The sequence below is a fragment of the Streptomyces sp. NPDC091281 genome, from assembly GCF_044757425.1.
GTDB lineage: Bacteria > Actinomycetota > Actinomycetes > Streptomycetales > Streptomycetaceae > Streptomyces.
On record NZ_JBIVUY010000006.1, the window covers coordinates 215,432 to 239,078 of the forward strand.

Below are 23,647 nucleotides of genomic sequence, written 5' to 3' on the forward strand. Positions count from 1 at the left end.
GGGTGGAAATCCCGCCGTACGGGAATCATCGAGGTGGCCCCCGCACGTTGGAACAACTGCGGGGCCGATGTCGGACCCGGCTTGTAGGGTCTGATCATCACCGATCGGCAGGATGCCGACCTGTCGACCATGTCGGGCGAACTGAGCGGGGTGAGGGTTATGGCGACCAAGGACACCGGCGGCGGCCAGCAGAAGGCGACGCGCTCCACCGAGGAGACCGAGGAGCAGACCGCGGAGGCGCAGGGCTCCGAGGACCTCAAGGAGCGCCAGGAGAAGCTGAGCGACGACGTGGACTCCGTCCTGGACGAGATCGACGACGTCCTGGAGGAGAACGCCGAGGACTTCGTGCGGTCCTTCGTGCAGAAGGGCGGGCAGTAGGCCGCCTCGGCCCGCTGACCGCACGGATCGAGCGTGCGGGAGCACGGGCGACCGGTGGGCGCGCCACCCGGCGCCGACCCCCGGTACCCGTGCTCCCGACCGGGCGCCACGCGCTGCGCACAACGGCTTCCGCAGGACATGTGGATCACCGCCGTGAGCCGGGTAGGGTCCCTGACACATCAACGTTCCACCTGTGAATTCGGCCTATCCGGAAGGAAACTCGTGGCAGCCAACTCTCTTGGCGTCGGGCGTCTACCAGCGGCCTTCCTGACGCCTGGTTCCTCCTCGTTCATGGACTTCCTCACCGACCACCAGCCGGAGCTGCTGCCCGGCAAGCGGCAGCTGCCGCCCACCCAGGGCGTCCTCGAGGCGCCGCACGGGACGACCATCGTGGCCGTGACCTTCCCCGGCGGCGTCGTGCTCGCCGGTGACCGCCGCGCCACCATGGGCAACGTCATCGCGCAGCGCGACATCGAGAAGGTCTTCCCGGCCGACGAGTACTCGGCCGTCGGCATCGCCGGCACCGCCGGTCTCGCCGTCGAGATGGTCAAGCTCTTCCAGCTGGAGCTGGAGCACTTCGAGAAGGTCGAGGGCGCCCAGCTCTCCCTGGAGGGCAAGGCCAACCGCCTGTCGACCATGATCCGCTCCAACCTCGGCATGGCCATGCAGGGGCTGGCGGTCGTCCCGCTGTTCGCCGGGTTCGACGTCGACCGCGACCGCGGCCGGATCTTCTCCTACGACGTGACCGGCGGCCGTTCCGAGGAGAAGAACTTCGCGGCGACCGGCTCGGGCTCGATCTTCGCGCGCGGCGCGATGAAGAAGCTCTACCGCGACGACCTCACCGAGGAGCAGGCCACCACGCTGGTGGTCCAGTCCCTCTACGACGCGGCCGACGACGACTCGGCGACCGGTGGTCCCGACGTCGCCCGCCGGATCTACCCCATCGTCACCGTGATCACCGAGGACGGCTTCCGCCGGCTCACCGACGACGAGTCCTCCGAGATCGCCCGCGCGGTGCTGGCGCGCCGCCTGGAGGAGCCGGACGGCCCCCGCGCCGCCCTGCTCTGACGGGCGCACCCGCTCCTCTGCCAGGTGATCCAGTGACTTCCACAGAAAGGGACGGATAACCGGTGTCGACGCCGTTCTATGTCTCACCCCAGCAGGCGATGGCCGACCGCGCGGAGTACGCGCGCAAGGGCATCGCCCGTGGCCGCAGCCTGGTCGTGCTGCAGTACGCCGACGGCATCGTCTTCGTCGGCGAGAACCCGTCCCGCGCGCTGCACAAGTTCAGCGAGATCTACGACCGGATCGGCTTCGCCGCCGCCGGCAAGTACAACGAGTACGAGAACCTCCGCATCGGCGGCGTCCGCTACGCCGACCTGCGGGGTTACACCTACGACCGGGACGACGTGACCGCCCGCGGTCTCGCCAACGTCTACGCCCAGACCCTCGGCACGATCTTCTCCTCGGCGGGCGAGAAGCCGTACGAGGTCGAGCTGGTGGTGGCCGAGGTCGGCGAGACGCCCGACGGCGACCAGATCTACCGGCTGCCGCACGACGGGTCGATCGTCGACGAGCACGGCTCGGTCGCGGTCGGCGGCAACGCCGAGCAGATCAGCGGCTACCTCGACCAGCGCCACCAGGACGGCATGAGCCTCGCCGAGGCGCTCGAGCTGGCCGTGCAGGCGCTCTCGCGGGACACCAACGGCACGGAGCGGGAGATCCCCGCCGAGCGGCTGGAGGTGGCGGTGCTGGACCGGACCCGGCCGCAGCAGCGCAAGTTCAAGCGGATCGTCGGGCGGCAGCTCGCCCGGCTGCTGGAGGCCGGTGGCGCGACCACCGAGGCCGAGAGCGCCGAGGAGGAGTAGACCCTCCCGTCCCACCGCCCTGCTGTGCCCCGGCCGACCTCACGGCCGGGGCACAGGTGGTTCAGGAGGCGCTGGGCGGGGCCGTGGAGGCCCGCACGACCAGTTCGACGGGGATGTCCCCGGCCTCGGGCGTCCGGCCCTCCAGGACGGCCAGCAGGGCCCGCATGCCCCGCTCGCCGAACAGCTCCGCGTCCAGCCGGACCGTCGTCAGCTCCGGGTCGAGGGCGGTGGCGAGGGCGAGGTCGTCCAGCCCGGTCACCGACACGTCGTCCGGCACCCGCAGACCCAGCCGCCGTACGGCCTTGCAGGCGCCCGCGGCCAGTTTGTCGTCGTCGCAGACCAGGGCGGTCGGGCGGGGGCCCGGGGCGGACAGCGCGGCCTCGGCGGCGGCCACCGCGCCGTCGATCGAGATGGGCGCGCGGGCCGTCCGCAGCGAGGCGCCCGGCACCGCGCCCACCCGCGCGGCCAGCTCCCGCGCGCGCACCTCGAACGTCCAGGACGGCACGTCCGCCGCCAGATGCAGGAACGACCGGTGCCCGAGCGACAGCAGGTGGTCGGCGATCTGGCGCATGCCGTCGGTGATGTCCAGATTGACCGTGGCGGCGCCGAGACTGCCCTCCGGGTCGCTGTCCAGCATCACCAGGGGCAGCTGGTCGCCGCGGATCGCGGTGAGCGCGTCGGCGGCCATCGACGAGGCGAGGACGCCGTCCAGCGCCGCCTGGGCGGAGGCGAACGGGTCACGGGCCGGGCCGACGCCCTCGGGGGAGGGGTACAGCACCACGCCGAAACCGTGCGCGGCGGCCACGCGCGCGGCGCCCGTGTAGACCCCGGCGAAGAACTCCGTGGTCAGCGCCGGGACCACCAGCAGCACCGTCCGCGTGCGGCCCAGGCGCAGGTTGCGGGCGGCCAGGTTGGGCCGGTAGCCCAGGTCCCGGGCGGCCTCCCGCACGCGCTCGGCGGTGGCCTCGGAGACCCGGCCCCGCCACTTGTCCCCGAGGACCAGGGAGACGGCCGCCTGGGACACCCCGGCGGCCTGCGCCACGTCGCGGCTCGTCGGGCGCGTGCTACCTCGTGCCACGGTGCGCCTGCTCCTTCGTCGGGACGTCTGGACTCGCGAACAGCGCACATGGTACGTATGACAACCGAAGTTATACGTAAAACCTGGGTGGGGGCACCGACTCGGGCGGGCCGACGGAGGCAGGACCATGGCCGCGGGATACCTGGAGATCCTCAGGGCGAAGCACGCCGCCCGGCTGCTCACCGGCACGCTCGTGGGGCGGCTGCCCAACGCCACCGCCCCCATTGCGATCGTCCTGTTCGTGCGCGCCCAGGGCGGCTCCTACAGCCTCGCGGGCGCCCTCGCGGCCGTCTACGGCATCGCCAACGCCGTCGGCCAGCCCCTCCTCGGCCGCCTCGTCGACCTGCACGGCCAGCCCCGCGTGCAGCTTCCCGCAGCCCTCGCCTCCGCCCTGGCGATGACCCTCTTCGCCCTCTCCGGCACCGATCCGCTGCCGCTCGCCTGCGCGGCCGTGGCCGCCGCCGGGCTCTTCACCCCGCCGCTGGAGGGCGGCCTGCGCGCGCTGTGGCCGGGCGTCCTGCGCCGCGAGGACCAGGTGCACACCGCGTACGCCATGGACGCGATCGCCCAGGAGGTCATGTTCACCGTCGGCCCCCTGCTGGTGACCGTCTCGGTGTCCCTGTGGTCCGAACAGGCGGCGCTGCTCGTCCTGAACGCCGTCGGCGTGCTCGGCGCGCTCTCCGTGGTCGTGTCGCCGCCCTCGCGCGCGTGGCGCTCCGCCCCGCGCGAGGCCCACTGGCTGGGCGCCCTGCGCTCACCCGGCCTGCTGGTGCTGCTCGCCGCCTTCCTCTGCGTCGGCATCGCCCTCGGCTCCATCACGGTCGCCTCCGTGCCGTACGCCGACGACCACGGCGGCGACGCCGTCTACGGCTGGCTGATGGCCGCCCTCGGCCTCGGCGCCCTCGTCGGCGGCCTCGTCTACGGCGCCCGGCAGTGGGCCGGAGCCCCGGAACGCCGACTGCGGGTCCTGGTGGCCTTCCTGGCGGTGTGTTACCTGCCCCTGCTCCTCATGCCCGGCGCGGTCGCCATGGTGGCCCTCAGCGCCCTCGCGGGCGTGTTCCTCGCGCCCGCCCTCGCCTGCGCCTTCGTCATCATCGACCGGCACGCCCCGCGCGGCACCGTCACCGAGGCGTTCTCCTGGCTGGTGACCACGTTCACCGTCGGAGCGTCGGTCGGAACGGGCCTCGCGGGCCCGGTCGTCGAGGCCGGCGGCGCCCAGTGGGGCTTCACCCTTCCGGTCGCGGGCGGCGCCGCGGCCCTGCTCGTCCTGCTCGCCACGGGACGGGTCCTCGCAGCTCCGGCGGAGAGCGAGGTCGTTGCGGCTTCATCGGAAAATGATCCAAACCGTGCTGCCGAACCCCGTTTCAGTTCAGGGGATCGGGCGTAATGTTCAGTCATGGACCGCCGCATTTTCGGGCTGGAGAACGAGTACGGCGTCACGTGCACGTTCAGGGGACAGCGCCGCCTGTCGCCTGACGAGGTGGCGCGGTACCTCTTCCGCCGTGTCGTGTCATGGGGCCGAAGCAGCAATGTCTTTCTGCGGAACGGCGCCCGCCTCTATCTCGACGTGGGATCGCATCCGGAATACGCGACACCCGAATGTGACAACGTGACCGAACTGGTCACCCACGACAAGGCCGGCGAGCGCATTCTCGAAGGACTCCTGGTGGACGCGGAACGACGCCTGCACGAGGAAGGAATCGCGGGCGACGTCTACCTCTTCAAGAACAACACCGACTCGGCGGGCAACTCCTACGGCTGCCACGAGAACTACCTGGTGGCGCGGCACGGGGAGTTCTCCCGCCTCGCGGACATCCTCATTCCCTTCCTGGTGACCCGCCAGCTGCTGTGCGGCGCCGGAAAGGTCCTCCAGACGCCCCGCGGGGCCGTCTACTGCGTCAGCCAGCGGGCCGAGCACATCTGGGAGGGCGTCTCCTCGGCGACCACCCGCTCGCGGCCCATCATCAACACCCGCGACGAACCCCACGCCGACGCCGAGCGCTACCGCCGGCTGCACGTCATCGTGGGCGACTCCAACATGTCCGAGACGACCATGCTGCTGAAGGTCGGCGCCACCGACCTGGTGCTGCGCATGATCGAGGCGGGCACCGTGATGCGCGACCTCACCCTGGAGAACCCGATCCGGGCCATCCGTGAGGTCAGCCACGACATCACCGGCCGCCGCAAGGTCCGCCTCGCCAGCGGCCGCGAGGCCTCCGCCCTGGAGGTCCAGCGCGAGTACTACGAGAAGGCCGTCGACTTCGTCGAGCGCCGGGGCATCCGCACCGGCACGGTCGAGCAGGTCCTGGAGCTGTGGGGCCGCACCCTGGACGCGATCGAGGCCGAGGACCTCGACCGGATCGGCACCGAGATCGACTGGGTGATGAAGTACCAGCTGATCGAGCGCTACCGGGCCAAGCACAACATGACGATGTCTCATCCGCGTGTGGCGCAGATAGACCTCGCCTACCACGACATCCACCGCCGTCGTGGCCTCTACTACCTGCTGGAGCGCAAGGGCCAGGCCGCCCGGATCTGCAACGACCTCAAGATCTTCGAGGGCAAGTCGGTGCCGCCGCAGACCACGCGGGCCCGGCTGCGCGGCGACTTCATCCGCCGCGCGCAGGAACAGCGCCGCGACTTCACGGTCGACTGGGTCCACCTGAAGCTCAACGACCAGGCGCAGCGGACCGTGCTGTGCAAGGACCCGTTCCGGTCCGTGGACGACCGGGTGGAGAAGCTGATCGCCGGGATGTGAGCGCCCTCCGGCCGGGCCGCCCGGCCGGTCGTACGGGTTCGCCGGTGCCCGGAGGCGTACGCGCCTCCGGGCACCGGCGCGTCCGCGTCCGTCGGTCCGCGTCCGTCGGTCCGCGTACGGGCCGAGCGCGGCGCCGGGGACGGGTCCGGGTGGCTCCGGGCGGGGCCGGGGCGGGTGCGGTCGGCGTGTCGTGAGGAGACCGGTGCGGCGCGCGCGTACGTCGTAGAGTGGCGGCCATTGCCCCCCACCCCCGATCCCAGTTGGACTGATGAACTACAACACGAAACGCCACGTGGCCGCCCTGCTGGCCGTTCCCGCCCTGTTGTTCACCGCCGCGTGCGGATCGGACGACGACAAGAACGGCGACACGGCGGGCGGCGTCGCCGAGGTCACGGGGAAGGCCGGGGCCAAGCCCACGATCGCCGAGGACGGCGACCCGTCCGAGAAGACCGTGGTCAAGACGGTCTCGGCGGGCAGCGGCACCCCGATCAAGGCGTCGGACTTCGTCCGCCTGGACTGGACGGTCCAGAAGTGGGGCGACAAGCAGGAACTCGGCGGCACCTGGGCCGCCCCGGCGGGCGCCACCGCGGCCCGCCAGCAGTCGGTCGAGCAGATCGGCAAGCCGAGCCAGCAGCTCCCCGAGAAGGTCCTCGACGCGGTCAAGGGCAAGAAGCCCGGCAGCCGGGTCCTGGTGCAGGGCACCGCGGGCGACCTGATCGGCCCGAACCTCAACACCTCCGGCGGGATCGCCGCCAAGGACGTCCTGGTCTGGGTGGTCGACCCGGTCGCCGCCACCGCCGTGGACGCCAAGGCCACCGTCAAGGGCGAGCAGGCCGCCTCCGAGGCCGGGCTGCCCAAGGTCGACGAGCCGTCCCAGAAGGCCGCCGTCATCACCGTCCCCAAGGGGGAGAAGGCGCCCAAGGAGCTGGAGGAGCAGGTGCTCGTCAAGGGCACCGGCAAGAAGGTCGAGGCCGGGCAGGGCCTCATCGCCCAGTACACCGGCGTCAAGTGGGAGGACGGCAAGAAGTTCGACTCGTCCTGGGACCACGGCGGCGCCACCGCCTTCCAGATCGGCACCGGCGCCGTGGTGCAGGGCTGGGACAAGGGCCTGGTCGGCAAGAACGTCGGCGACCGCGTCCTGCTGGTGATCCCGCCCTCGCTGGGCTACGGCGCCAGCCCCAACAGCGAGCTGTCCAAGAACACGCTGGTCTTCGTGGTGGACATCCTCGGCGCGGTCTGACCCCCCGGTCTGTGAGACTGGTCCCGACGTACGTCACGTAACAAGGAGTCATGAAGTGAGCATCGACAAGCCCGAGATCGACTTCCCCGAGGGTGAGCCGCCGGCGGACCTGGAGATCAAGGACCTCTGGGAGGGCGACGGCGAGGAGGCGAAGGCGGGCCAGACCGTCACCGTCCACTACGTCGGGGTCAGCTTCAGCACGGGCGAGGAGTTCGACGCCAGCTGGAACCGCGGCGCCCCGTTCCGCTTCCCGCTGGGCGGCGGCCGGGTCATCAAGGGCTGGGACCAGGGCGTGCAGGGCATGAAGGTCGGCGGGCGCCGCCAGCTGACCATCCCGGCCCACCTCGCCTACGGCAACCAGAGCCCGACCCCGGCCATCAAGCCCGGCGAGACGCTGATCTTCGTCGTGGACCTGCTCGGCGTCTGAGTCCGTCACGTGTCGCCGGGTGTCGCCGGAGCCGGTGCGGCGACGCCCGCGACCGTCCGGCGGGGCCGGGACCGGTCGGGTGACGCCCGGCCCGGTCGCGGTGGGATCGTCGTACCGTGACCGGACCGGGGCGGGTCATCCGGCCATTCAGCGCACGACGGTGACCGGTTCCGATCACCTGGGGCCCATGCCTGTCCGGGCATGGGCCTTTCGTGCGCGCAGGGCATTGGTCGCGGTTTGGCCGGGGTTTTGCCCCGGCCACGCGGAGCGGTACGGTCATCCGTCAGAAGCACCATAGGGAAGGCGAAGGGCGTCGATGGCCATTGCCAAGGCCGAGCGGCTGATGAACCTGGCGCTGTGTCTGCTCGGGACGCGGCGGCCCCTCAGCAAGCGCGAGCTGCGTGACTCCATCGAGGCCTACGTCGAGGCGTTCCGGCCCGAGAAGGGCGCCGCCGGGAACGACGACTCCTTCAACCGCATGTTCGAGCGCGACAAGGACGACCTGCGCGAGCTGGGCCTGGTCATCGAGACCGTCGAGAGCCTCGACGGCGAGATCGGCTACCTCGCCCGCCGCGACAGCAACCGCCTGCCGCCCATCACCCTCGACGCCGAGGAGGCCGCCGCCCTCGGCCTCGCCGCCAAGGTCTGGCAGCAGGCCCGGCTCGCCGGGGCCGCCAGCGGCGCCCTCCAGAAGCTGCGCGCCGCCGGACTCCCCGAGGACGTCGACCCCTACGAGTCGCACGGCGCGCTGGAGCCTCGCATCCCGGTGCACGAGGCCGCCTTCGAACCGCTGATGCTGGCCTGCCGCGACCGCCGCCCCGTCGTCTTCGACTACCGCAAGGCCAACGCCGCCCAGCCCGAGCCCCGCCAGGTCGAGCCCTGGGCGCTGGAGTGCTGGCGCGGCCACTGGTACCTGGCCGGCTGGGACCGCGAGCGCGGCGCCGAGCGCGTCTTCCGGCTCTCCCGCATCACCGGCCGGGTCCGCTCCCGCGCCGCGGCCTTCACCGCGCCCGTCCCGGACGTCGTCACCGTCCGCGAGACGGTCGCGAGCTGGGCCGGGGAGAACGCCGACCGCAGCGCCCTGATCCGGCTGCGCGCCGGGTCCGGGTACCCCTTGCGGGCGAAGGCCACGGCGGTCCGGGAACTCGGCGACGGGTGGGACGAGTTGCAGATTCCGTACGGCCACGGGCTCGACGCCTGGCTGGTGGAGTTCGGGCCCGACGTGGTGGTCCTGGAACCCGCCGAGCTGCGGGCCGACGTGGTGGACCGGCTGCGTGCCGTGGCCAAGGGCTGAGGGGGAGCGAGCAACACAGTGGCAGGCAAACCGGCCAGGCCGGCGAACGCGATCGACCAGACCCGGCGGATGCTCTCCCTCGTGACGTATCTGCGGGAGCGGCCCGGCGCGCGTATCGAGGACGTGGCCCGCGCCTTCGGGATCACCGAGGACGAGCTGGTCTCCGACCTCGACGTGCTGCCCATGTGCGGCACCAGCTTCCGCGGCGGCGACCTCCTCGACATCGACACCGACGGCGAGCGCATCTGGTGGCACAACCCCGCCGCCCTCGGCGCGGACGCCGCCGAGCCGCTGCGGCTGGCCGCCGACGAGGCGACCGCGCTGCTGGTCGCCGCCCGCGCCGTGGCGACCCTGCCCGGACTGCGCGAGGGCGACCGGCAGGCCCTGCTGCGGGCCACCGCCAAGGTGGAGACCGCGGCGGGGGAGACGGCGGGCGCCAGCTCCCGGCTGTCGGTGACCTTCGAGTCCGAGGGCGGTGTCTTCGCCGAGGTCGACCGCGCGATCTCCGAGCGCCGCCGCCTCTGGATCCGCTACTACTCGCCCGCCCGCGACGAACTCGCCGAGCGCGAGATCGACCCCATCCGCCTGGTCAGCCTCGGCCACACCTACGTCGAGGCCTGGTGCCGCCGCTCCGAGGCCCGGCGCACGTTCCGCCTCGACCGCGTCGCCGAGATCAGGATTCTCGACGAGCCGTCCGCGCCGCCGGAGATCGAGATGCGGGACCTCTCGGAGGGGCTGGTGCAGCCCGCCGCCGAGGACCCCGAGGTGATCGTCGAGGTCGGCCCCGGCGGGCGCTGGGTCGCCGAGTACTACCCACACGACAGCGCCGACGAACTGCCCGACGGCGGGCTGCGCATCACCCTGCGCACCCCCGACCCGGCCTCGCTGCGGCGCCTCGCGCTGCGGCTCGGCCGCGACGGCCGCATCGTCGCGCCGCAGGGCCTCGCCGACAGCGCCCGCCAGGCGGCCCGGGAGGCGCTGGCGGCGTACGACGGCGTGGAGGCCGAGGCCGCGCGGGCCAGCGGGGCGACCGTGCCGGACCAGGGGGTTCCGGCGTCGGCGCGGGAGGGGTCCGACGGGAGGGAACGGGAGCGGTGAACGAGACGGTGACGTCCTCCGGCGGTCAGGGCACGGCGACGGCCCCCGGAGCCAGGAGCACGGTCACGTCCTCCGGCGGCCAGGGCATCTCGGTGGCCTCGGCGTTCGCGGGGATGAGAAGTGTCGTGCCGGTGGTCTTCCGGGCCGGCTGCCCCGACTGCCGCGGGTACTTCGAACTGGCCGCGGGAGCGCTGCGCCTCGCCATAGGAGCCTCCAGCCGCACCACCTTCTACTCCTTCACCTGCCCCGACTGCGGGGTCGCGGTCCGCAAGCCCGCGGGGGAGCGGATCGTCGAACTCCTCACCGGCGGCGGCGTCCGGACCTTGCGCCTGCACCCGGCGACCTAGGTCCTCTCAGCGACCTGCGCCGCGTCGGCGCGGTCCTGCCCGGCGGGTGTACCCACGGCCCGGTCCGGTGGGGCGGCCGGGACGGTCTAGGCTCGGGGGCATGTTCTGGCCGATGTTCGCGGTAGCCGTGGGTTTCGTCGGGCTCGCCGTCCTCGCGGTGTGTGCCGTCCGGGTCTTCCTGGAGGCCCAGCGCCTCGGACGGCAGGTCGCCGAGTCGGCCCGCCGCATCAACCAGGCCGCCGAGGAACTGGAACAGGCGTCGCTCAAGGCGGCCCGCGCGGCCGAGGGGATCTGAGGAGCGGGACGCGCAGGGCTGCGGTCGCGGGACGGACCTCCGCCCGTACGGCGAGCCGTGGGGCTCCGGTTCCGTACGCGTGCCGACGGGTCGGGGATGGCGATGCGCCGCCCCGCTCGACCCCGGCTCGGCCCGGCCCCGTCCATGATCCAGCCCCGCCCTGCTGGGTCCGGCTCCGGTCCCCGGAGCCTCACGACCGCCGCGCGCCCGCGCACCCGTACGCCGTCCCCGGCCGGTACGCGGGTGTCGGAGCGGCGGGCTTGGGCGCGTTTTGGGTCACTTCGCCCTCCCGTCCCGGTGGTCCCGGCAGGTACGCTGCTGGTCGCGGACCGGAGACGAGGCCCGGAACGCGGACCGGGAGTACGCACGGGGATTGCTTCACGTTCACCCCTGAGCGTTACGATCGCTGTCGACACGATCGTTCGGACGCTTGTCCGACCGGTCGGACGGCATCCCACCCAGCCGCCTCGGTGAGAAGGTAAAGACTTATGTTCGGAAGGCTCGGCGCCCCCGAGATCATTCTCATCCTCGTCGTCATCATCCTGCTGTTCGGCGCGAAGAAGCTTCCGGACATGGCGCGCTCGCTCGGCAAGTCCGCGCGGATCCTGAAGAGCGAGGCCAAGGCGATGAAGGAAGACGGCAGCACCAACTCCGCCACCCCGGCCGCCCCGCCCACCCCCGGCGAGCAGCAGCCCCCGGCTCAGCGCACCATCCAGGCCTCTCCCGGCGACGTGACCAGCTCGCGCCCGGTCAGCGAGCCCACGGACACGACCAAGCGCTGACCCCAGGGCCGGTGACCTCCGGCCCGCACGAGATGGGAACGTGGGTTGCCGAAGTCTGCCCGCAAGCAGGAGAAGGACCCCGAGGGGCGGATGCCCCTCGCGGAGCATCTGCGTGAGCTGCGCAACCGGCTGGCGAAGAGCCTGCTGGCGATCGTCGTCACGACGGTCATCGCCGCCTTCTTCTACAAGGACGTCATCCAATTCTTCACCGATCCCATCCTCGACGCGGTGGGATGCCAGTACAGCTTCGCCGAGCTGGCCAAGGGCACCGAGGACACCCAGTGCGCGCGCATCGTGCAGAACGGCCTCCTCAGCCCGTTCACCCTGGCCCTCACCGTGTCGCTGTCGGCGGGCGTCGTCCTCGCCACGCCGGTGTGGCTCTACCAGCTCTGGGCCTTCGTGGCGCCCGGCCTGCACCGCAGCGAGAAGAAGTACTCCCTCGGCTTCGTGGCCGCCGGTTTCCCCCTCTTCCTGATGGGCGCCTACTTCGCCTACTGGTCGCTGCCCAAGATGGCCTCCGTGATGCTGGAGTTCTCCATCATCGGCAGTGACAACCAGCTGCCCCTGGACGACCTCCTCCAGCTGATCATGCGGATGATCCTGGTCTTCGGGCTCTCCTTCGAACTGCCGCTGCTCCTCGTCATGCTGAACTTCGGCGGTGTCCTCGCGGGCAAGCGGATGGCCGGCTGGTGGCGCGGCATGATCATCGGCATCACCCTCTTCGCGGCGATCGCCACGCCCAGCACCGACCCGATCTCGATGCTCGCGCTGGCCGGTCCGATCTGGGTCATGTACTTCTGCGCGACGGGCATCGCCCTCCTCAACGACCGCCGCCGGGCCCGCCGCGACGCCCTCGGCCCCGCCGACGACGAGGCCTCCACGCTCGACCTGACGCCCGAGGCGATCGGCGAGGTCGAGCCCGTCGGCAGCGCCCGCGGTGTGCCCGAGCAGGTCAGCCGGGAGCGGATCAACGGTTATGACGACGTGACCTGAGAACCGTACGGCGGCTCGTAGGGTCGCTCCGTGACCAGCGAGATCACCCTCTTCGTCAACCCCACCGCGGGCCGCGGCCGGGGCGCCCGCGCGGCGCTGCCGGCCGCTTCGGCGTTGCGGGCCGCCGGACACGACGTACGCACCGTCGTCGGCGAGACCGCCGCCGACGCCCTCGCCCGCGCGCGGGCCGCCGTCGCGGACGGCACCGGCGCCCTGATAGCGGTCGGCGGCGACGGGCTCGCCCACCTGGCGCTCCAGGCCGTCGCCGGGACCCGCGTCCCGCTCGGACTGATCGCCGTCGGCACCGGCAACGACCTCGCCCGCGCCCTCGGCCTGCCCGTCCGCGACCCCGAGGCGGCGGGCCGCGTCGTCGCCGACGCCCTCCGCGAGGGACGCCTGCGGGACCTCGACCTCGGACACGCCGAACCCGCGGCGGGCGCGCCCGGCACGGCGGCGGGGACCGGGCCGGGCGGCCCCGGCGCGGACGGCGGGCGCTGGTTCGGGTCCGTCCTCGCCTCCGGCTTCGACTCCCGCGTCAACGACCGCGGCAACCGCATGCGGTGGCCCGCCGGACGGCTCCGCTACGACCTGGCGATGCTCGCCGAACTCGCCGCCTTCCGCCCCTTCCCCTACCGGATCACCCTCGACGACGGCGCCGTACGGGAGATCGAGGCGACCCTCGTCGCCGTCGGCAACGGGCCCTCCTACGGCGGCGGCATGCGGATCTGCCCCGGCGCCGACCCCGCCGACGGCCTGTTCGACGTCACCGTCGTCGGGGACTGCTCCCGCCGCACCCTGCTGCGCGTCTTCCCGCGCGTCTACCGGGGCACCCACGTCACCCACCCGAAGGTCACCGTCCACCGGGCGGCGAAGGTCGTCCTGGCCGCCGACGGCATCACCGGCTATGCCGACGGGGAACGCCTCGGGCCGCTCCCGCTGACCGTGCGCTGCGTGCCCGGCGCGGTGCGCGTCCTGGTGCCCTGAGCTGCGCCGACACCCGTGTGCCGGGGCCGATCCGGATAATGATCGTCCTGTTGTCAGTGGGGCCCGGTACGCTCGAAAGCACGATGACAGAGGACCTCTCCCCGGCCGAGCGGTACGCGGCTGCGCGCAGGCGCGCAGCCGAGCAGGCCACCGCGCTCGCTCCCTTCCGCGCGATGTACGACTTCGGTCTCGACCCCTTCCAGATCGAGGCCTGCCAGGCACTGGAGTCCGGCAAGGGCGTCCTGGTCGCCGCCCCCACCGGCTCCGGCAAGACGATCGTCGGCGAGTTCGCCGTCCACCTCGCCCTGGAGCAGGGCCGGAAGTGCTTCTACACGACGCCCATCAAGGCGCTGTCCAACCAGAAGTACTCCGACCTCTGCCGCCGCTACGGCAGCGACAAGGTGGGCCTGCTCACCGGCGACAACAGCGTCAACTCCGACGCCCCGGTGGTCGTCATGACCACCGAGGTCCTGCGGAACATGCTGTACGCCGGGTCGCAGACCCTCGTCGGCCTCGGATACGTGGTGATGGACGAGGTGCACTACCTCTCCGACCGCTTCCGCGGCGCCGTCTGGGAGGAGGTGATCATCCACCTGCCCGAGTCCGTCACCCTCGTCTCCCTGTCGGCCACCGTGTCCAACGCCGAGGAGTTCGGCGACTGGCTCGACACCGTCCGCGGCGACACCGAGGTGATCGTCTCCGAGCACCGGCCCGTCCCGCTGTTCCAGCACGTCCTCGCCGGACGGCGGATGTACGACCTGTTCGAGGAGGGCGAGGGCCACCGCAAGGCCGTCAACCCCGACCTCGCGCGCCTCGCCCGCATGGAGGCCAGCCGTCCCTCGTACCAGGACCGCCGCCGCGGCCGGATGCGCGAGGCGGACCGGGAGCGCGAGCGCCGGTCGCGGTCGCGGGTGTGGACGCCGGGCCGCCCCGAGGTCATCGAGCGGCTCGACGCCGAGGGCCTGCTGCCCGCCATCACCTTCATCTTCAGCCGCGCCGCCTGCGAGGCCGCCGTCCAGCAGTGCCTGCACGCCGGACTGCGGCTCAACGACGATGACGCGCGCGCCGAGGTCCGCGCCCTCGTCGAGGAGCGCACCGCCGCCATCCCCCGCGAGGACCTTCACGTCCTCGGGTACTACGAATGGCTGGAGGGGCTGGAGCGGGGCATCGCCGCCCACCACGCGGGCATGCTGCCGACGTTCAAGGAAGTCGTCGAGGAGCTTTTCGTCCGCGGCCTCGTCAAGGCCGTGTTCGCCACCGAGACCCTGGCCCTCGGCATCAACATGCCCGCCCGCTCGGTGGTGCTGGAGAAGCTCGTCAAGTGGAACGGCGAACAGCACGCCGACATCACCCCCGGCGAGTACACCCAGCTCACCGGCCGCGCGGGCCGCCGCGGCATCGACGTCGAGGGCCACGCCGTGGTGCTCTGGCAGCGCGGCATGAACCCCGACCACCTCGCCGGACTCGCCGGAACGCGTACGTATCCGCTGCGCTCCAGCTTCAAGCCGTCGTACAACATGGCGGTCAACCTGGTCGAGCAGTTCGGGCGGCACCGCTCGCGGGAGCTGCTGGAGACCTCGTTCGCCCAGTTCCAGGCGGACCGCTCGGTGGTCGGCATCTCCCGCCAGGTCCAGCGCAACGAGGAAGGACTGGAGGGCTACCAGGCCTCCATGACCTGCCACCTCGGCGACTTCGAGGAGTACGCGCGCCTGCGCCGCCAGCTCAAGGACCGGGAGACCGAACTCGCCCGGCAGGGCGTCGCCCAGCGGCGCGCCGAGGCGGCCGTCGCGCTGGAGAAGCTGAAGCCCGGCGACATCATCCACGTGCCCACCGGCAAGTACGCCGGACTGGCCCTGGTCCTCGACCCCGGCCTGCCCGCCGGACGCTCCAACGGCCACCGCGGCTTCGACCACCACGACGGGCCCCGCCCGCTGGTGCTCACCGCCGAACGGCAGGTCAAGCGGCTCGCGTCGATGGACTTCCCGGTGCCCGTGGAGGCCCTGGACCGGATGCGCGTCCCCAAGACGTTCAACGCGCGCTCCCCGCAGTCCCGGCGCGACCTCGCCTCCGCGCTGCGCACCAAGGCCGGGCACATCCCGCCGGAGCGGGCCCGCAAGAAGCGGGCGCAGGCCGCCGACGACCGGGAGATCGCCCGGCTCCGCACCGAACTGCGCGCCCACCCCTGCCACGGCTGCTCCGAGCGCGAGGACCACGCCCGCTGGGCCGAGCGGTACTACCGGCTCCAGCGCGACACCTCGCAGCTGGAGCGGCGCATCGAGGGGCGCACCAACACGATCGCCCGCACCTTCGACCGGATCGTCGCGCTCCTCACCGAACTGGACTATCTGCGCGGCGACGAGGTCACCGAGCACGGCAAGCGGCTCGCCCGGCTCTACGGCGAGCTGGACCTCCTCGCCAGCGAGTGCCTGCGCGCCGGGGTCTGGGAAGGGCTCGCGCCCGCCGAGCTGGCCGCGTGCGTGTCCGCGCTCGTGTACGAGTCCCGTGTCGGGGACGACGCCATGGCGCCCAAGCTGCCCGCGGGGCGGGCCAAGGCCGCGCTCGGGGAGATGGTGCGGATCTGGGGGCGGCTCGACGCGCTGGAGGAGGACTTCCGGATCAGCCAGACCGAGGGGGTCGGCCAGCGGGAGCCCGATCTCGGGTTCGCCTGGGCCGCGTTCATGTGGGCCTCCGAGAAGGGGCTCGACGAGGTGCTGCGCGAGGCGGAGATGCCCGCGGGGGACTTCGTGCGGTGGTGCAAGCAGGTGATCGACGTGCTGGGGCAGATCGCGGGGGCGTCGTCGCACGCGGAGGGGTCCACGGTGCCTCGCGCTGCGCGGAAGGCCGTGGATCAGCTGCTGCGGGGGGTTGTGGCCTACTCGTCGCTGGGCTGAGAGGCCCTGCGGGGCTTGGGCGGGCGGGGGCGCGTCGGTTCGGGGGCCTCGGGGTTCTCGGGGTGCTGGCCGGGTGCGGGTGTGTGGGGGCTGGTCGCGCAGTTCCCCGCGCCCCTGAGGGGATTCGCCCGGACCGGGGGGTCTGTGCGGGTGGGGATGGGGTGGGTGCGCGGTTCCTCGCGCCCCTGAGAGGGCTTGGCCGGGCGTGGGGACCGTGGACCCGCGGACCGGCCTTCTTCTTCAGCTCATCGCGGGCTTCTCCGGCTCATCGCGGGAATCTGACGCAAGCCACGCTCCCGGAACGGGAGTTCACCCGTCCCGGTGAGGGTTTTCGCACACCCTGACGCCGTCACGCGCCGTATTCGAACGAACCCCCAGCGTGCAAAAAGAGTGAGGCTACTCCACGTGCCGGGCCGGTTTCAGGCGGTTGCCGAATATGACACGGCGATGATCCCGCCGGACTAAGCTCGCCCGCGAAGCACCAAGTTGAGGTGTATTCGCGCACTTGTTCCCCGATATCCAGAACGTACCGACAGATCCCCTACAGAGGGTGCCCCCCATGGTGAGTGTTCAGTCCCCACCCGGCCGCCGTGAACCGGCCGACACACGCGTGCTGTTGCTGCCGGCGATACTGATGGCCGCGGCGACCGGAGCGGCTGTCGCCCTGGTGACGGAGCCCGCCCGGCTCGCCGTCGGCGTGTGCGGTGCCCTGGCCACCCTCCTGGTGAGCGCGGCGGGGGCCGAGACCGTCCGCCGGGGCCGTCGCCTGCGCGAACTGCGGGCGGAGAAGGATCGCCGCGTCGCCTACCTCGAACGCCGCGTCTCCGCCCACCAGGAACAGAACCTGCGCGTCGCCGAGTACTTCGTCCCCCAGGCCGTCACCTGGCTGCGCGGCGGCAACTCGCCCCGAGAGGTGATGCTCCACTTCAGCGACGTCGACACCGACTTCCGCGAACTCGACGAAGGTCAGCTGAACACCGTCAAGGCCATCCTCGACATCGTCGACCACGAGGAGGCCCTGCGCGACTCCGCCCAGCGGTCCTTCGTCAGCGTCGCCCGCAAGGTGCAGGCCATCGTCCACCAACAGGCCGCGGAACTCCGGGAGATGGAGGAGGACCACGGCCGCAACCCCGAGGTCTTCGACGACCTCCTGCGCATCGACCACGGCACCGCCCTGATCGGCCGCCTCGCCGACTCCGTCGGTGTCCTCGGCGGCGGCCGGCCCAGCCGCAACTGGCCCCAGCCCGTGCCGCTCTACAGCGTGCTGCGCGGCGCCATGTCCCGCATCCTGGAGTACCGGCGCATCCAGCTCGACTCCATCGCCAAGGTCAACATCCGCGGCCTGTCCGTCGAACCGCTCATCCACGCGCTCGCCGAACTCCTCGACAACTCCACCCGCTACTCGCCCCCGCAGAGCAAGGTGCACGTCAACGCCGTCGAGGTGCAGACCGGCATCGCCATCGAGATCGAGGACGCGGGCGTCAGCCTCAGCGAGGAGGCCCGCGCCAAGGCCGAACGCATGCTGGAGATGGCCATGGCGGGCGTCGACATCCAGGACGTCGGCGGCACCCCGCGGCTCGGCCTCGCCGTCGTCGGCCGTCTGTGCAAGTCCTTCAACATGCAGGTGTCGCTGCGCACTTCGGCGTACGGCGGAGTCCGCGCCGTGCTGATCGCGCCGAGCGAAATGGTCACCTCCGACCCGGCGCCCGGCTTCGCCCACGGCATCGGCGCCACCGCCGTGCCGCAGATCGACCTCAGCACCATGGTCGAGGGCCCGAAGCGCCCGCCCAAGAAGCGCCGCCCCACCAACCCGAGGATTCCGGCGGGCGTCTCCCTGGACGACGACGAGGTGCCCGTGGTCACCGAGTGGACCGACAAGGGGCTGCCGCAGCGCCGCAGCAAGGCGACGATCCCGATCAGCCAGCGCTACCGCGAGGCCTACGCCGCCCAGGCCGCCGCCGAGCGCGGCGAACCCGACCCGTTCGCCCGCCCCGAGCCCGAGCCGGAGCCGCAGCCGGAGATCAAGCGGCAGGAACCCGGCGTCGCCTTCGAGGCCTTCTGGGAGGGCCTCAAGAAGGACAACCCCGGTGTGCACCCCACCGACTTCACCCGCAACCCCACCGCGTACCTGCACCTGATCGAGGACAAGGCCAAGACCGAGGCCGACGACGAAGGGGACCTCACGTGATCCAGCAGCGCCAAAACTTCGACTGGCTGCTCAAGGAACTGTACGACGGCGTTCCGGGCATCGAGATGATCGTGGTGCTCTCGGCCGACGGACTGCGCATCGCCCGCTACGCCGGCGACCCCGACGCCGCCGACCGGGTCGCCGCCGCCTGCGCCGGGCTCCAGAGCCTCGCCGGGGCCGTCGCCCAGGAGATCCACTCCAGCGACGGCGTGATGAACCTCGTCGTCATCGAACTCAACGGCGGCTACTTCTACCTGATGTCCGCCGGGGCCAACGCCTACCTCGCCGTCCTCGCCGACGTGCGCTGCGAGGCGGGCCGGATGAGCGCCATGATGCGCGACCTCGTCGTCCGGATCGGCGCCCACCTCACCAGCCCGCCCCGGCGCAACGGGCAGAGCGTATGACTCCTCCGCAACGCCGGCGACGGGACCCCCTGCCGGAGCCGTCGCCCCCGCCGCCCCCCGAGGGCGAGGGCAAGAACCCCGAACGCCTTTACACCATCACCGGCGCCGACGGCGAACGCGCCCCGCTCGACCTGGTCACGCTGATCGTCGCCCATGCCGACCCGCCGACCTCCGCCACCCCCGAACAGACCGCGGTGCTGCGGCTGTGCGGCGCCCCGCTGTCGGTGGCCGAGGTGTCCGCGTACCTCGGCCTGCCGTTCAGCGTGATCACGGTGCTGCTCACCGAGATGCTGGCCGGTGAACTCGTCCAGGCGCGCGCCCCGATCGTCCGGCAGAAGCTTCCCGACCGATCCCTCCTCGAAGCGGTGATGCATGGACTTCAACGGCTCTGACACGATCCCCGGCCCACGGACCGAGGACCACCTCCCGCAGAGCACCCGGGCCGCGGCGAAGATCGTCATCGTGGGCGGCTTCGGCGTCGGCAAGACCACGATGGTCGGCTCGGTCAGCGAGATCAAACCGCTGACCACCGAGGAGACGATGACGCAGGCCGGGATCGGCGTCGACGACAACTACGGCTCCGACTCGAAGACCGCCACCACCGTCGCGATGGACTTCGGCCGCATCCGCATCACCGACCAGGTCGTCCTCTACCTCTTCGGCACCCCCGGTCAGGAACGCTTCTGGTTCCTGTGGAACGGCCTCTTCGAGGGCGCCCTGGGCGCGGTCGTCCTGGTCGACACCCGGCGGCTGGAGGTCAGCTTCGAGGTGATGGGCCGCCTGGAGGAACGCGGCGTGCCCTTCGTCGTCGCCGTCAACACCTTCCCCGACGGCCCCCGTTACCCCCTCGACGACCTGCGCGCCGCCCTCGACCTGCCCCGCGACGTGCCGATCGTCGAGTGCGACGTGCGTCGCCGCGCCTCCAGCCGGGACGTCCTGCTCACCCTGATGAGCTTCCTGCACACCCTCGCCCTCACCGGCAACCTCACCTGACCGGGCCGACGTCGGCGCCCCCCTGCGTCAACCGGCCCCGGAACCAGCCGACTTCGGGCCCCGGCCCCGGACACACCACAGTTTCGGAGCGTCCCTGTGACCCCTGAACATCCCACCCCCACCGGACCGCACGACCTCGTCCCCGACCCCCAGCCGGGGGCCACCGCCGCCCCTCCGCCCGGCTGTCCCGCCCACGCCCAGGGCCCCGGCGGACTGCTCCGGCTCTACGGGCCCGGCGCCGCCGACCTCGGCTCGCTCTACGACCAACTGCGCGGCCAGCACGGCCCGGTGGCGCCCGTCCTGCTCCACGACGACGTACCGATGTGGGTCGTCCTCGGCCACGCCGAGAACCTGCACATGGTGCGCACGCCCTCCCAGTACACCCGTGACAGCCGCATCTGGACCCCGCTGCTGGAGGGCATGGTCAAGCCCGACCACCCGCTGATGCCGCACATCGCCTGGCAGCCCATCTGCTCGCACGCCGAGGGCGACGAGCACAAGCGGCTGCGCGGCGCGGTCACCGCCGCGATGGCCACCATCGACGACCGCAGCGTCCGCCGCTACATCTACCGGTCCACGCAACGCCTGGTGAACCGCATCTGCGAGCAGGGTTCCGCCGAACTCGTCGGCCAGTTCGCCGAGCACCTCCCGATGGCCGTCATGTGCCACGTCCTCGGCATGCCCGAGGAGTACGACGACCGGATGGTGCACGCGGCCCGCGACGCCCTCAAGGGCACCGAGACCGCCATCGCCAGCCACACCCTCGTGATGGAGGCGCTCGACCGGCTCACCACCCGCCGCCGGGCCCGCCCCGAGGAGGACTTCGCCAGCCACCTCATCCTCGACCCGGCCGGACTCACCGACGACGAGGTCCGCGAGCACCTGCGCCTGGTGCTGTTCGCCGCCTACGAGGCCACCGTCAACCTGCTCTCCAACGCGCTGCGGATGGTCCTCACCGACCCGCGGTTCCTCGCCCAGCTCAACGGCGGGCAGATGACCGTGCCCGAGGCGGTCGAGCAGTCCCTGTGGGACGAACCGCCGTTCAGCACCGTCTTCGCCTACTTCGCCAAGCACGACACGGAGTTGGGCGGCCAGCGCATCCGGCGCGGCGACGGCCTGCTGTTCGCGCCCGCGCCGGGCAACGTCGACCCGCGCGTCCGGCCCGACCTCGCCGCCCACATGCAGGGCAACCGGTCCCACCTCGCCTTCGGCGGCGGCCCGCACGAGTGCCCCGGCCAGGACATCGGCCGCGCCATCGCCGACGTCGGTGTCGACGCGCTGCTGATGCGCCTGCCCGACGTGCAGCTCGACTGCCTGGAGGAGGACCTGCGCTGGACGACGTCGATCGCCTCCCGCCATCTCGTGGCGCTGCCGGTGCGGTTCGAGCCGAAGCCGCAGCAGGACGTGATGACGAGGCCGACGCACGGGGTTCCGACACCTGTCCGCCCGGCCGTCCCGCTCAGCCTCGACATCAACCCCCGGCCGGGCCCCGCCGAACAGGCCGCCGCCGCACCGACGGCCACCGCCACCGCCACCGTGACCGCCCCGGCCGGGTTCGCGCCGCCGCCCGCCCCCGGTTACGGGCCGCCGACCGGCGAACCCCTGCCGGGCGCCCTGCCCCGCCCCCGCCCGGACTCCGTGCCGGACGCGGGACCCGGCCCCGAGTCCGCGTCCGCGCACGCACCCGCCACCGGCCCGGCCCGGCCGCCGGGTGCCTGGCGGCGCTTCGTCACCTGGTGGCACGGCTACTGACCGCGCGGCACCCCTCGGTCGCCGCCCGGCCCGCCTGTTTCCGCGCCGCCGTCGTCCTCACCGGCCGGTGACCACGCGGACAGGGTCCGGCCGCTGCGCAGCCGGTGGTCCTTCCCTGTGACCGGGTCGGTGAACGCCAGTTCCCGCGCGAGCAGTTGGAGCGGGTGCCGGGGATCACCGGCCGGTCCGGCGGCGGTCACCTCCGGGTAGAGCGGGTCGTGGCGGATCGGTACGCCCAACGCGCTCATGTGCACGCGGAGTTGGTGGGTCTGGCCGGTGTGCGGGGTGAGCCGGTAGCGGGCGAGGCCGTCCGGCCGGTGCGCGAGCAGTTCGACCCGGCTGACCGCGTTGGGCTCGCCCGGCACCTCGCGGGCGGCCAGCTCCCCGCGCTCCTTGAGGATGCGGCTGCGCACGGTCACCGGCAGGGTGAGCGCCGGATCGTACGGGGCCACGGCCTCGTACACCTTGTGGACCCGGCGCTCGCGGAACAGGGCCTGGTAGGCGCCGCGTTCCTCGGGGCGCACGGTGAACAGCACCAGTCCCGCGGTGAGTCGGTCCAGGCGGTGCGCGGCGCCCAGCGTGGGCAGGCCGAGTTCACGGCGCAGCCGGGCGAGCGCGGTCTCGGTGACGTGGCTGCCGCGCGGGGTGGTGGCGAGGAAGTGCGGTTTGTCGGCGACGACGACGTGCTCGTCCCGGTACACCACCTCGACCGGGAAGGGCACCGGTTCCTCCGGCGGGAGGTCGCGGTGGAACCACACGAACATGCCGGGCACGTACGCCGCGTCCGGCGGCACCGCCTGCCCGTCCGTGCCGACGATCCGGCCCGCCGCGAACATCTCCGCCAGCAGTCCGGCCCGGCGCGGCCCGAACCGCTCCGACAGATGCTCGCCGACCGTCGCCCACGGCCCGAGCCCCGGCAGCCGCACCCGCACGGGATCGATCCCGTCACGCTGCGGGAGGGGAGAGGGCGGGGGAGGGGTACGGCGTCTCATCGCCCCCAGCCTAGGCCGCGGCCCGGCTCGCAGTCCGGGGCGCGCGCCGCGGCGGACGTGGGGTGCTGCGGAGGTGGGGCGCGGCGGAGGGGGGCGCCCCGCCCGGAGCCCGTGCCCTCGGTGCGCCGTGCGCTCGGCGGCCGGCTGCGCGGAAAACCTCTTGGTCCCCACCCCGATCGCTCGGCAGGATGAGGATCATGCCCTACCTGACGCCGCCCGTCCTGCCGCCGGGCACCCTCGCCGCGCGTCCGCAGCCCGTGCTCCCCACCGGCGACGGACTGCTGCTGCGGCCCTGGCGGGCCGAGGACGCGCCCGCCGTCCACGAGGCCTTCCAGGACCCGGCGCTCCGGCAGTGGCACGTCCGGGGCTGCGACTCGGTGACCGAGGCCGGCGGCTGGATCGAGGAGTGGCGCAGCGCCTGGGCGAGTGAGCGGAACGCCCAGTGGGCGGTCGTCGACGCGGACACCGGCACGCTGTTCGGCCGGGTCGCCCTGCGGGTGATCCTGCTGGACGAGGGCGTGGCCGAGGTCGCCTACTGGACGACGGAGGCGGCCCGCGGCCGGGGCGTCGCCGCCCGCGCCACCGACACCCTCGCCCGCTGGGCCCTGGACGAGATCGGCCTGCACCGCCTGGAACTCATGCACGCCACCGCCAACGAGGCGTCCTGCCGCGTCGCCGCCAAGACGGGCTTCCGCCTGGAGGGCACCAGACGCAGCGCGGTCCTCCACGCCGACGGCTGGCACGACATGCACCTGCACGCGCGCGTGCGCGGCGACTGAGGGGGCGACCGACGGGTCGGACGGATTGTCAGTGGGTGCCCCTAGCCTGGACGACGTCACTGTTCATCGTCTGCTGGCTGGCGTGCGTTGGACATCCGGGCGTCCC

General features: G+C 72.5%; 23 protein-coding genes. 21 read left to right on the top strand and 2 right to left on the bottom strand.

Annotated elements, in window-relative coordinates:
• Positions 1-159: 159 nt before the first annotated feature.
• The 3 genes from ACIQPQ_RS17835 (at position 160) to prcA (ending at position 2,246) form a co-directional block, all read left to right on the top strand.
• A complete protein-coding gene (locus tag ACIQPQ_RS17835; protein ID WP_383778145.1) occupies positions 160-378 on the top strand; it encodes a ubiquitin-like protein Pup in 219 nt (72 codons plus the stop codon).
• Between the two features lie 222 nt (positions 379-600).
• Positions 601-1,446 carry a proteasome subunit beta gene (prcB, locus tag ACIQPQ_RS17840; protein ID WP_401304882.1) on the top strand — a complete coding sequence of 282 codons (846 nt, stop codon included), beginning with the start codon at positions 601-603 and terminating at the stop codon, positions 1,444-1,446.
• A gap of 62 nt (positions 1,447-1,508) precedes the next feature.
• Entirely contained in the window at positions 1,509-2,246 is a 738-nt protein-coding gene (prcA, locus tag ACIQPQ_RS17845) for a proteasome subunit alpha (RefSeq protein ID WP_383778141.1), read from the top strand.
• Between the two features lie 61 nt (positions 2,247-2,307).
• Here the strand turns inward: prcA and ACIQPQ_RS17850 are convergent, their stop codons facing one another.
• Positions 2,308-3,324 (bottom strand): LacI family DNA-binding transcriptional regulator, encoded by a 1,017-nt coding sequence (locus tag ACIQPQ_RS17850; protein ID WP_401304884.1) that lies wholly within the window; start codon positions 3,322-3,324, stop codon positions 2,308-2,310.
• Positions 3,325-3,451: 127 nt separating this feature from the next.
• On the opposite strand from ACIQPQ_RS17850, the gene ACIQPQ_RS17855 reads away from it, so the two are divergent.
• The 17 genes from ACIQPQ_RS17855 (at position 3,452) to ACIQPQ_RS17935 (ending at position 21,770) form a co-directional block, all read left to right on the top strand.
• Positions 3,452-4,711 carry an MFS transporter gene (locus tag ACIQPQ_RS17855; protein ID WP_401304885.1) on the top strand — a complete coding sequence of 420 codons (1,260 nt, stop codon included), beginning with the start codon at positions 3,452-3,454 and terminating at the stop codon, positions 4,709-4,711.
• A 9-nt stretch (positions 4,712-4,720) separates the two neighbouring features.
• A complete protein-coding gene (gene pafA / locus ACIQPQ_RS17860) occupies positions 4,721-6,082 on the top strand; it encodes a Pup--protein ligase (protein WP_239752952.1) in 1,362 nt (453 codons plus the stop codon).
• Between the two features lie 268 nt (positions 6,083-6,350).
• Positions 6,351-7,322 carry an FKBP-type peptidyl-prolyl cis-trans isomerase gene (locus tag ACIQPQ_RS17865; protein ID WP_401304887.1) on the top strand — a complete coding sequence of 324 codons (972 nt, stop codon included), beginning with the start codon at positions 6,351-6,353 and terminating at the stop codon, positions 7,320-7,322.
• A gap of 55 nt (positions 7,323-7,377) precedes the next feature.
• Positions 7,378-7,749, top strand: a complete 372-nt coding sequence (locus ACIQPQ_RS17870; RefSeq protein WP_383778133.1) for an FKBP-type peptidyl-prolyl cis-trans isomerase — start codon at positions 7,378-7,380, stop codon at positions 7,747-7,749.
• 316 nt (positions 7,750-8,065) lie between these two features.
• The gene (locus tag ACIQPQ_RS17875; protein ID WP_401304889.1) at positions 8,066-9,043 is read left to right on the top strand and encodes a helix-turn-helix transcriptional regulator; all 978 of its coding nucleotides are present in this window, start codon (positions 8,066-8,068) and stop codon (positions 9,041-9,043) included.
• Between the two features lie 18 nt (positions 9,044-9,061).
• Positions 9,062-10,141, top strand: coding sequence for a helix-turn-helix transcriptional regulator (locus ACIQPQ_RS17880; protein ID WP_401304891.1), 1,080 nt, complete (start codon positions 9,062-9,064; stop codon positions 10,139-10,141).
• Between the two features lie 86 nt (positions 10,142-10,227).
• Complete coding sequence (locus ACIQPQ_RS17885; RefSeq protein WP_383778188.1) at positions 10,228-10,488, top strand: hypothetical protein; 261 nt, start codon at positions 10,228-10,230, stop codon at positions 10,486-10,488.
• A 100-nt stretch (positions 10,489-10,588) separates the two neighbouring features.
• Positions 10,589-10,783 carry a hypothetical protein gene (locus tag ACIQPQ_RS17890; RefSeq protein WP_383778128.1) on the top strand — a complete coding sequence of 65 codons (195 nt, stop codon included), beginning with the start codon at positions 10,589-10,591 and terminating at the stop codon, positions 10,781-10,783.
• Positions 10,784-11,271: 488 nt separating this feature from the next.
• Positions 11,272-11,565 (top strand): Sec-independent protein translocase subunit TatA, encoded by a 294-nt coding sequence (gene tatA / locus ACIQPQ_RS17895; protein WP_401304893.1) that lies wholly within the window; start codon positions 11,272-11,274, stop codon positions 11,563-11,565.
• Between the two features lie 45 nt (positions 11,566-11,610).
• Positions 11,611-12,558, top strand: a complete 948-nt coding sequence (gene tatC / locus ACIQPQ_RS17900) for a twin-arginine translocase subunit TatC (protein WP_383778123.1) — start codon at positions 11,611-11,613, stop codon at positions 12,556-12,558.
• Positions 12,559-12,588: 30 nt separating this feature from the next.
• A complete protein-coding gene (locus ACIQPQ_RS17905; protein ID WP_401304895.1) occupies positions 12,589-13,542 on the top strand; it encodes a diacylglycerol kinase in 954 nt (317 codons plus the stop codon).
• 38 nt (positions 13,543-13,580) lie between these two features.
• Positions 13,581-16,433 (top strand): DEAD/DEAH box helicase, encoded by a 2,853-nt coding sequence (locus tag ACIQPQ_RS17910; RefSeq protein WP_401304897.1) that lies wholly within the window; start codon positions 13,581-13,583, stop codon positions 16,431-16,433.
• A gap of 559 nt (positions 16,434-16,992) precedes the next feature.
• Positions 16,993-18,621 carry a sensor histidine kinase gene (locus tag ACIQPQ_RS17915; protein WP_401304899.1) on the top strand — a complete coding sequence of 543 codons (1,629 nt, stop codon included), beginning with the start codon at positions 16,993-16,995 and terminating at the stop codon, positions 18,619-18,621.
• The gene (locus ACIQPQ_RS17920) at positions 18,618-19,025 is read left to right on the top strand and encodes a roadblock/LC7 domain-containing protein (protein ID WP_401304900.1); all 408 of its coding nucleotides are present in this window, start codon (positions 18,618-18,620) and stop codon (positions 19,023-19,025) included. Before ACIQPQ_RS17915 ends, ACIQPQ_RS17920 begins: the two co-directional genes overlap by 4 nt.
• The gene (locus ACIQPQ_RS17925; RefSeq protein ID WP_383778111.1) at positions 19,022-19,417 is read left to right on the top strand and encodes a DUF742 domain-containing protein; all 396 of its coding nucleotides are present in this window, start codon (positions 19,022-19,024) and stop codon (positions 19,415-19,417) included. The genes ACIQPQ_RS17920 and ACIQPQ_RS17925 overlap by 4 nt, the downstream gene beginning before the upstream one ends.
• Complete coding sequence (locus ACIQPQ_RS17930; RefSeq protein WP_383778110.1) at positions 19,398-20,018, top strand: ATP/GTP-binding protein; 621 nt, start codon at positions 19,398-19,400, stop codon at positions 20,016-20,018. Before ACIQPQ_RS17925 ends, ACIQPQ_RS17930 begins: the two co-directional genes overlap by 20 nt.
• Before the next feature lie 96 nt (positions 20,019-20,114).
• Positions 20,115-21,770, top strand: a complete 1,656-nt coding sequence (locus ACIQPQ_RS17935; protein WP_401304903.1) for a cytochrome P450 — start codon at positions 20,115-20,117, stop codon at positions 21,768-21,770.
• Here the strand turns inward: ACIQPQ_RS17935 and ACIQPQ_RS17940 are convergent.
• Positions 21,764-22,762: a pseudouridine synthase gene (locus ACIQPQ_RS17940; protein WP_401304905.1), complete on the bottom strand. Its 999-nt coding sequence runs from the start codon at positions 22,760-22,762 to the stop codon at positions 21,764-21,766. The two genes, ACIQPQ_RS17935 and ACIQPQ_RS17940, sit on opposite strands and share 7 nt — an antisense overlap.
• Positions 22,763-22,959: 197 nt before the next feature.
• On the opposite strand from ACIQPQ_RS17940, the gene ACIQPQ_RS17945 reads away from it, so the two are divergent.
• Positions 22,960-23,541 (top strand): GNAT family N-acetyltransferase, encoded by a 582-nt coding sequence (locus ACIQPQ_RS17945; RefSeq protein WP_401304907.1) that lies wholly within the window; start codon positions 22,960-22,962, stop codon positions 23,539-23,541.
• The last annotated feature ends 106 nt before the right edge of the window (positions 23,542-23,647 follow it).

Excerpts from the sequence above, each read along its gene's own strand:
- ACIQPQ_RS17835 (WP_383778145.1), top strand. The coding sequence starts at position 160 with ATGGCGACCAAGGACACCGGCGGCGGCCAGCAGAAGGCGACGCGCTCC.
- ACIQPQ_RS17855 (WP_401304885.1), top strand. The coding sequence starts at position 3,452 with ATGGCCGCGGGATACCTGGAGATCCTCAGGGCGAAGCACGCCGCCCGG.
- pafA (WP_239752952.1), top strand. The coding sequence starts at position 4,721 with ATGGACCGCCGCATTTTCGGGCTGGAGAACGAGTACGGCGTCACGTGC.
- ACIQPQ_RS17865 (WP_401304887.1), top strand. The coding sequence starts at position 6,351 with ATGAACTACAACACGAAACGCCACGTGGCCGCCCTGCTGGCCGTTCCC.
- ACIQPQ_RS17875 (WP_401304889.1), top strand. The coding sequence starts at position 8,066 with ATGGCCATTGCCAAGGCCGAGCGGCTGATGAACCTGGCGCTGTGTCTG.
- ACIQPQ_RS17890 (WP_383778128.1), top strand. The coding sequence starts at position 10,589 with ATGTTCTGGCCGATGTTCGCGGTAGCCGTGGGTTTCGTCGGGCTCGCC.
- tatA (WP_401304893.1), top strand. The coding sequence starts at position 11,272 with ATGTTCGGAAGGCTCGGCGCCCCCGAGATCATTCTCATCCTCGTCGTC.
- ACIQPQ_RS17910 (WP_401304897.1), top strand. The coding sequence starts at position 13,581 with ATGATCGTCCTGTTGTCAGTGGGGCCCGGTACGCTCGAAAGCACGATG.
- ACIQPQ_RS17915 (WP_401304899.1), top strand. The coding sequence starts at position 16,993 with ATGGTGAGTGTTCAGTCCCCACCCGGCCGCCGTGAACCGGCCGACACA.
- ACIQPQ_RS17925 (WP_383778111.1), top strand. The coding sequence starts at position 19,022 with ATGACTCCTCCGCAACGCCGGCGACGGGACCCCCTGCCGGAGCCGTCG.
- ACIQPQ_RS17930 (WP_383778110.1), top strand. The coding sequence starts at position 19,398 with ATGGACTTCAACGGCTCTGACACGATCCCCGGCCCACGGACCGAGGAC.
- ACIQPQ_RS17940 (WP_401304905.1), bottom strand. The coding sequence starts at position 22,762 with ATGAGACGCCGTACCCCTCCCCCGCCCTCTCCCCTCCCGCAGCGTGAC.
- ACIQPQ_RS17945 (WP_401304907.1), top strand. The coding sequence starts at position 22,960 with ATGCCCTACCTGACGCCGCCCGTCCTGCCGCCGGGCACCCTCGCCGCG.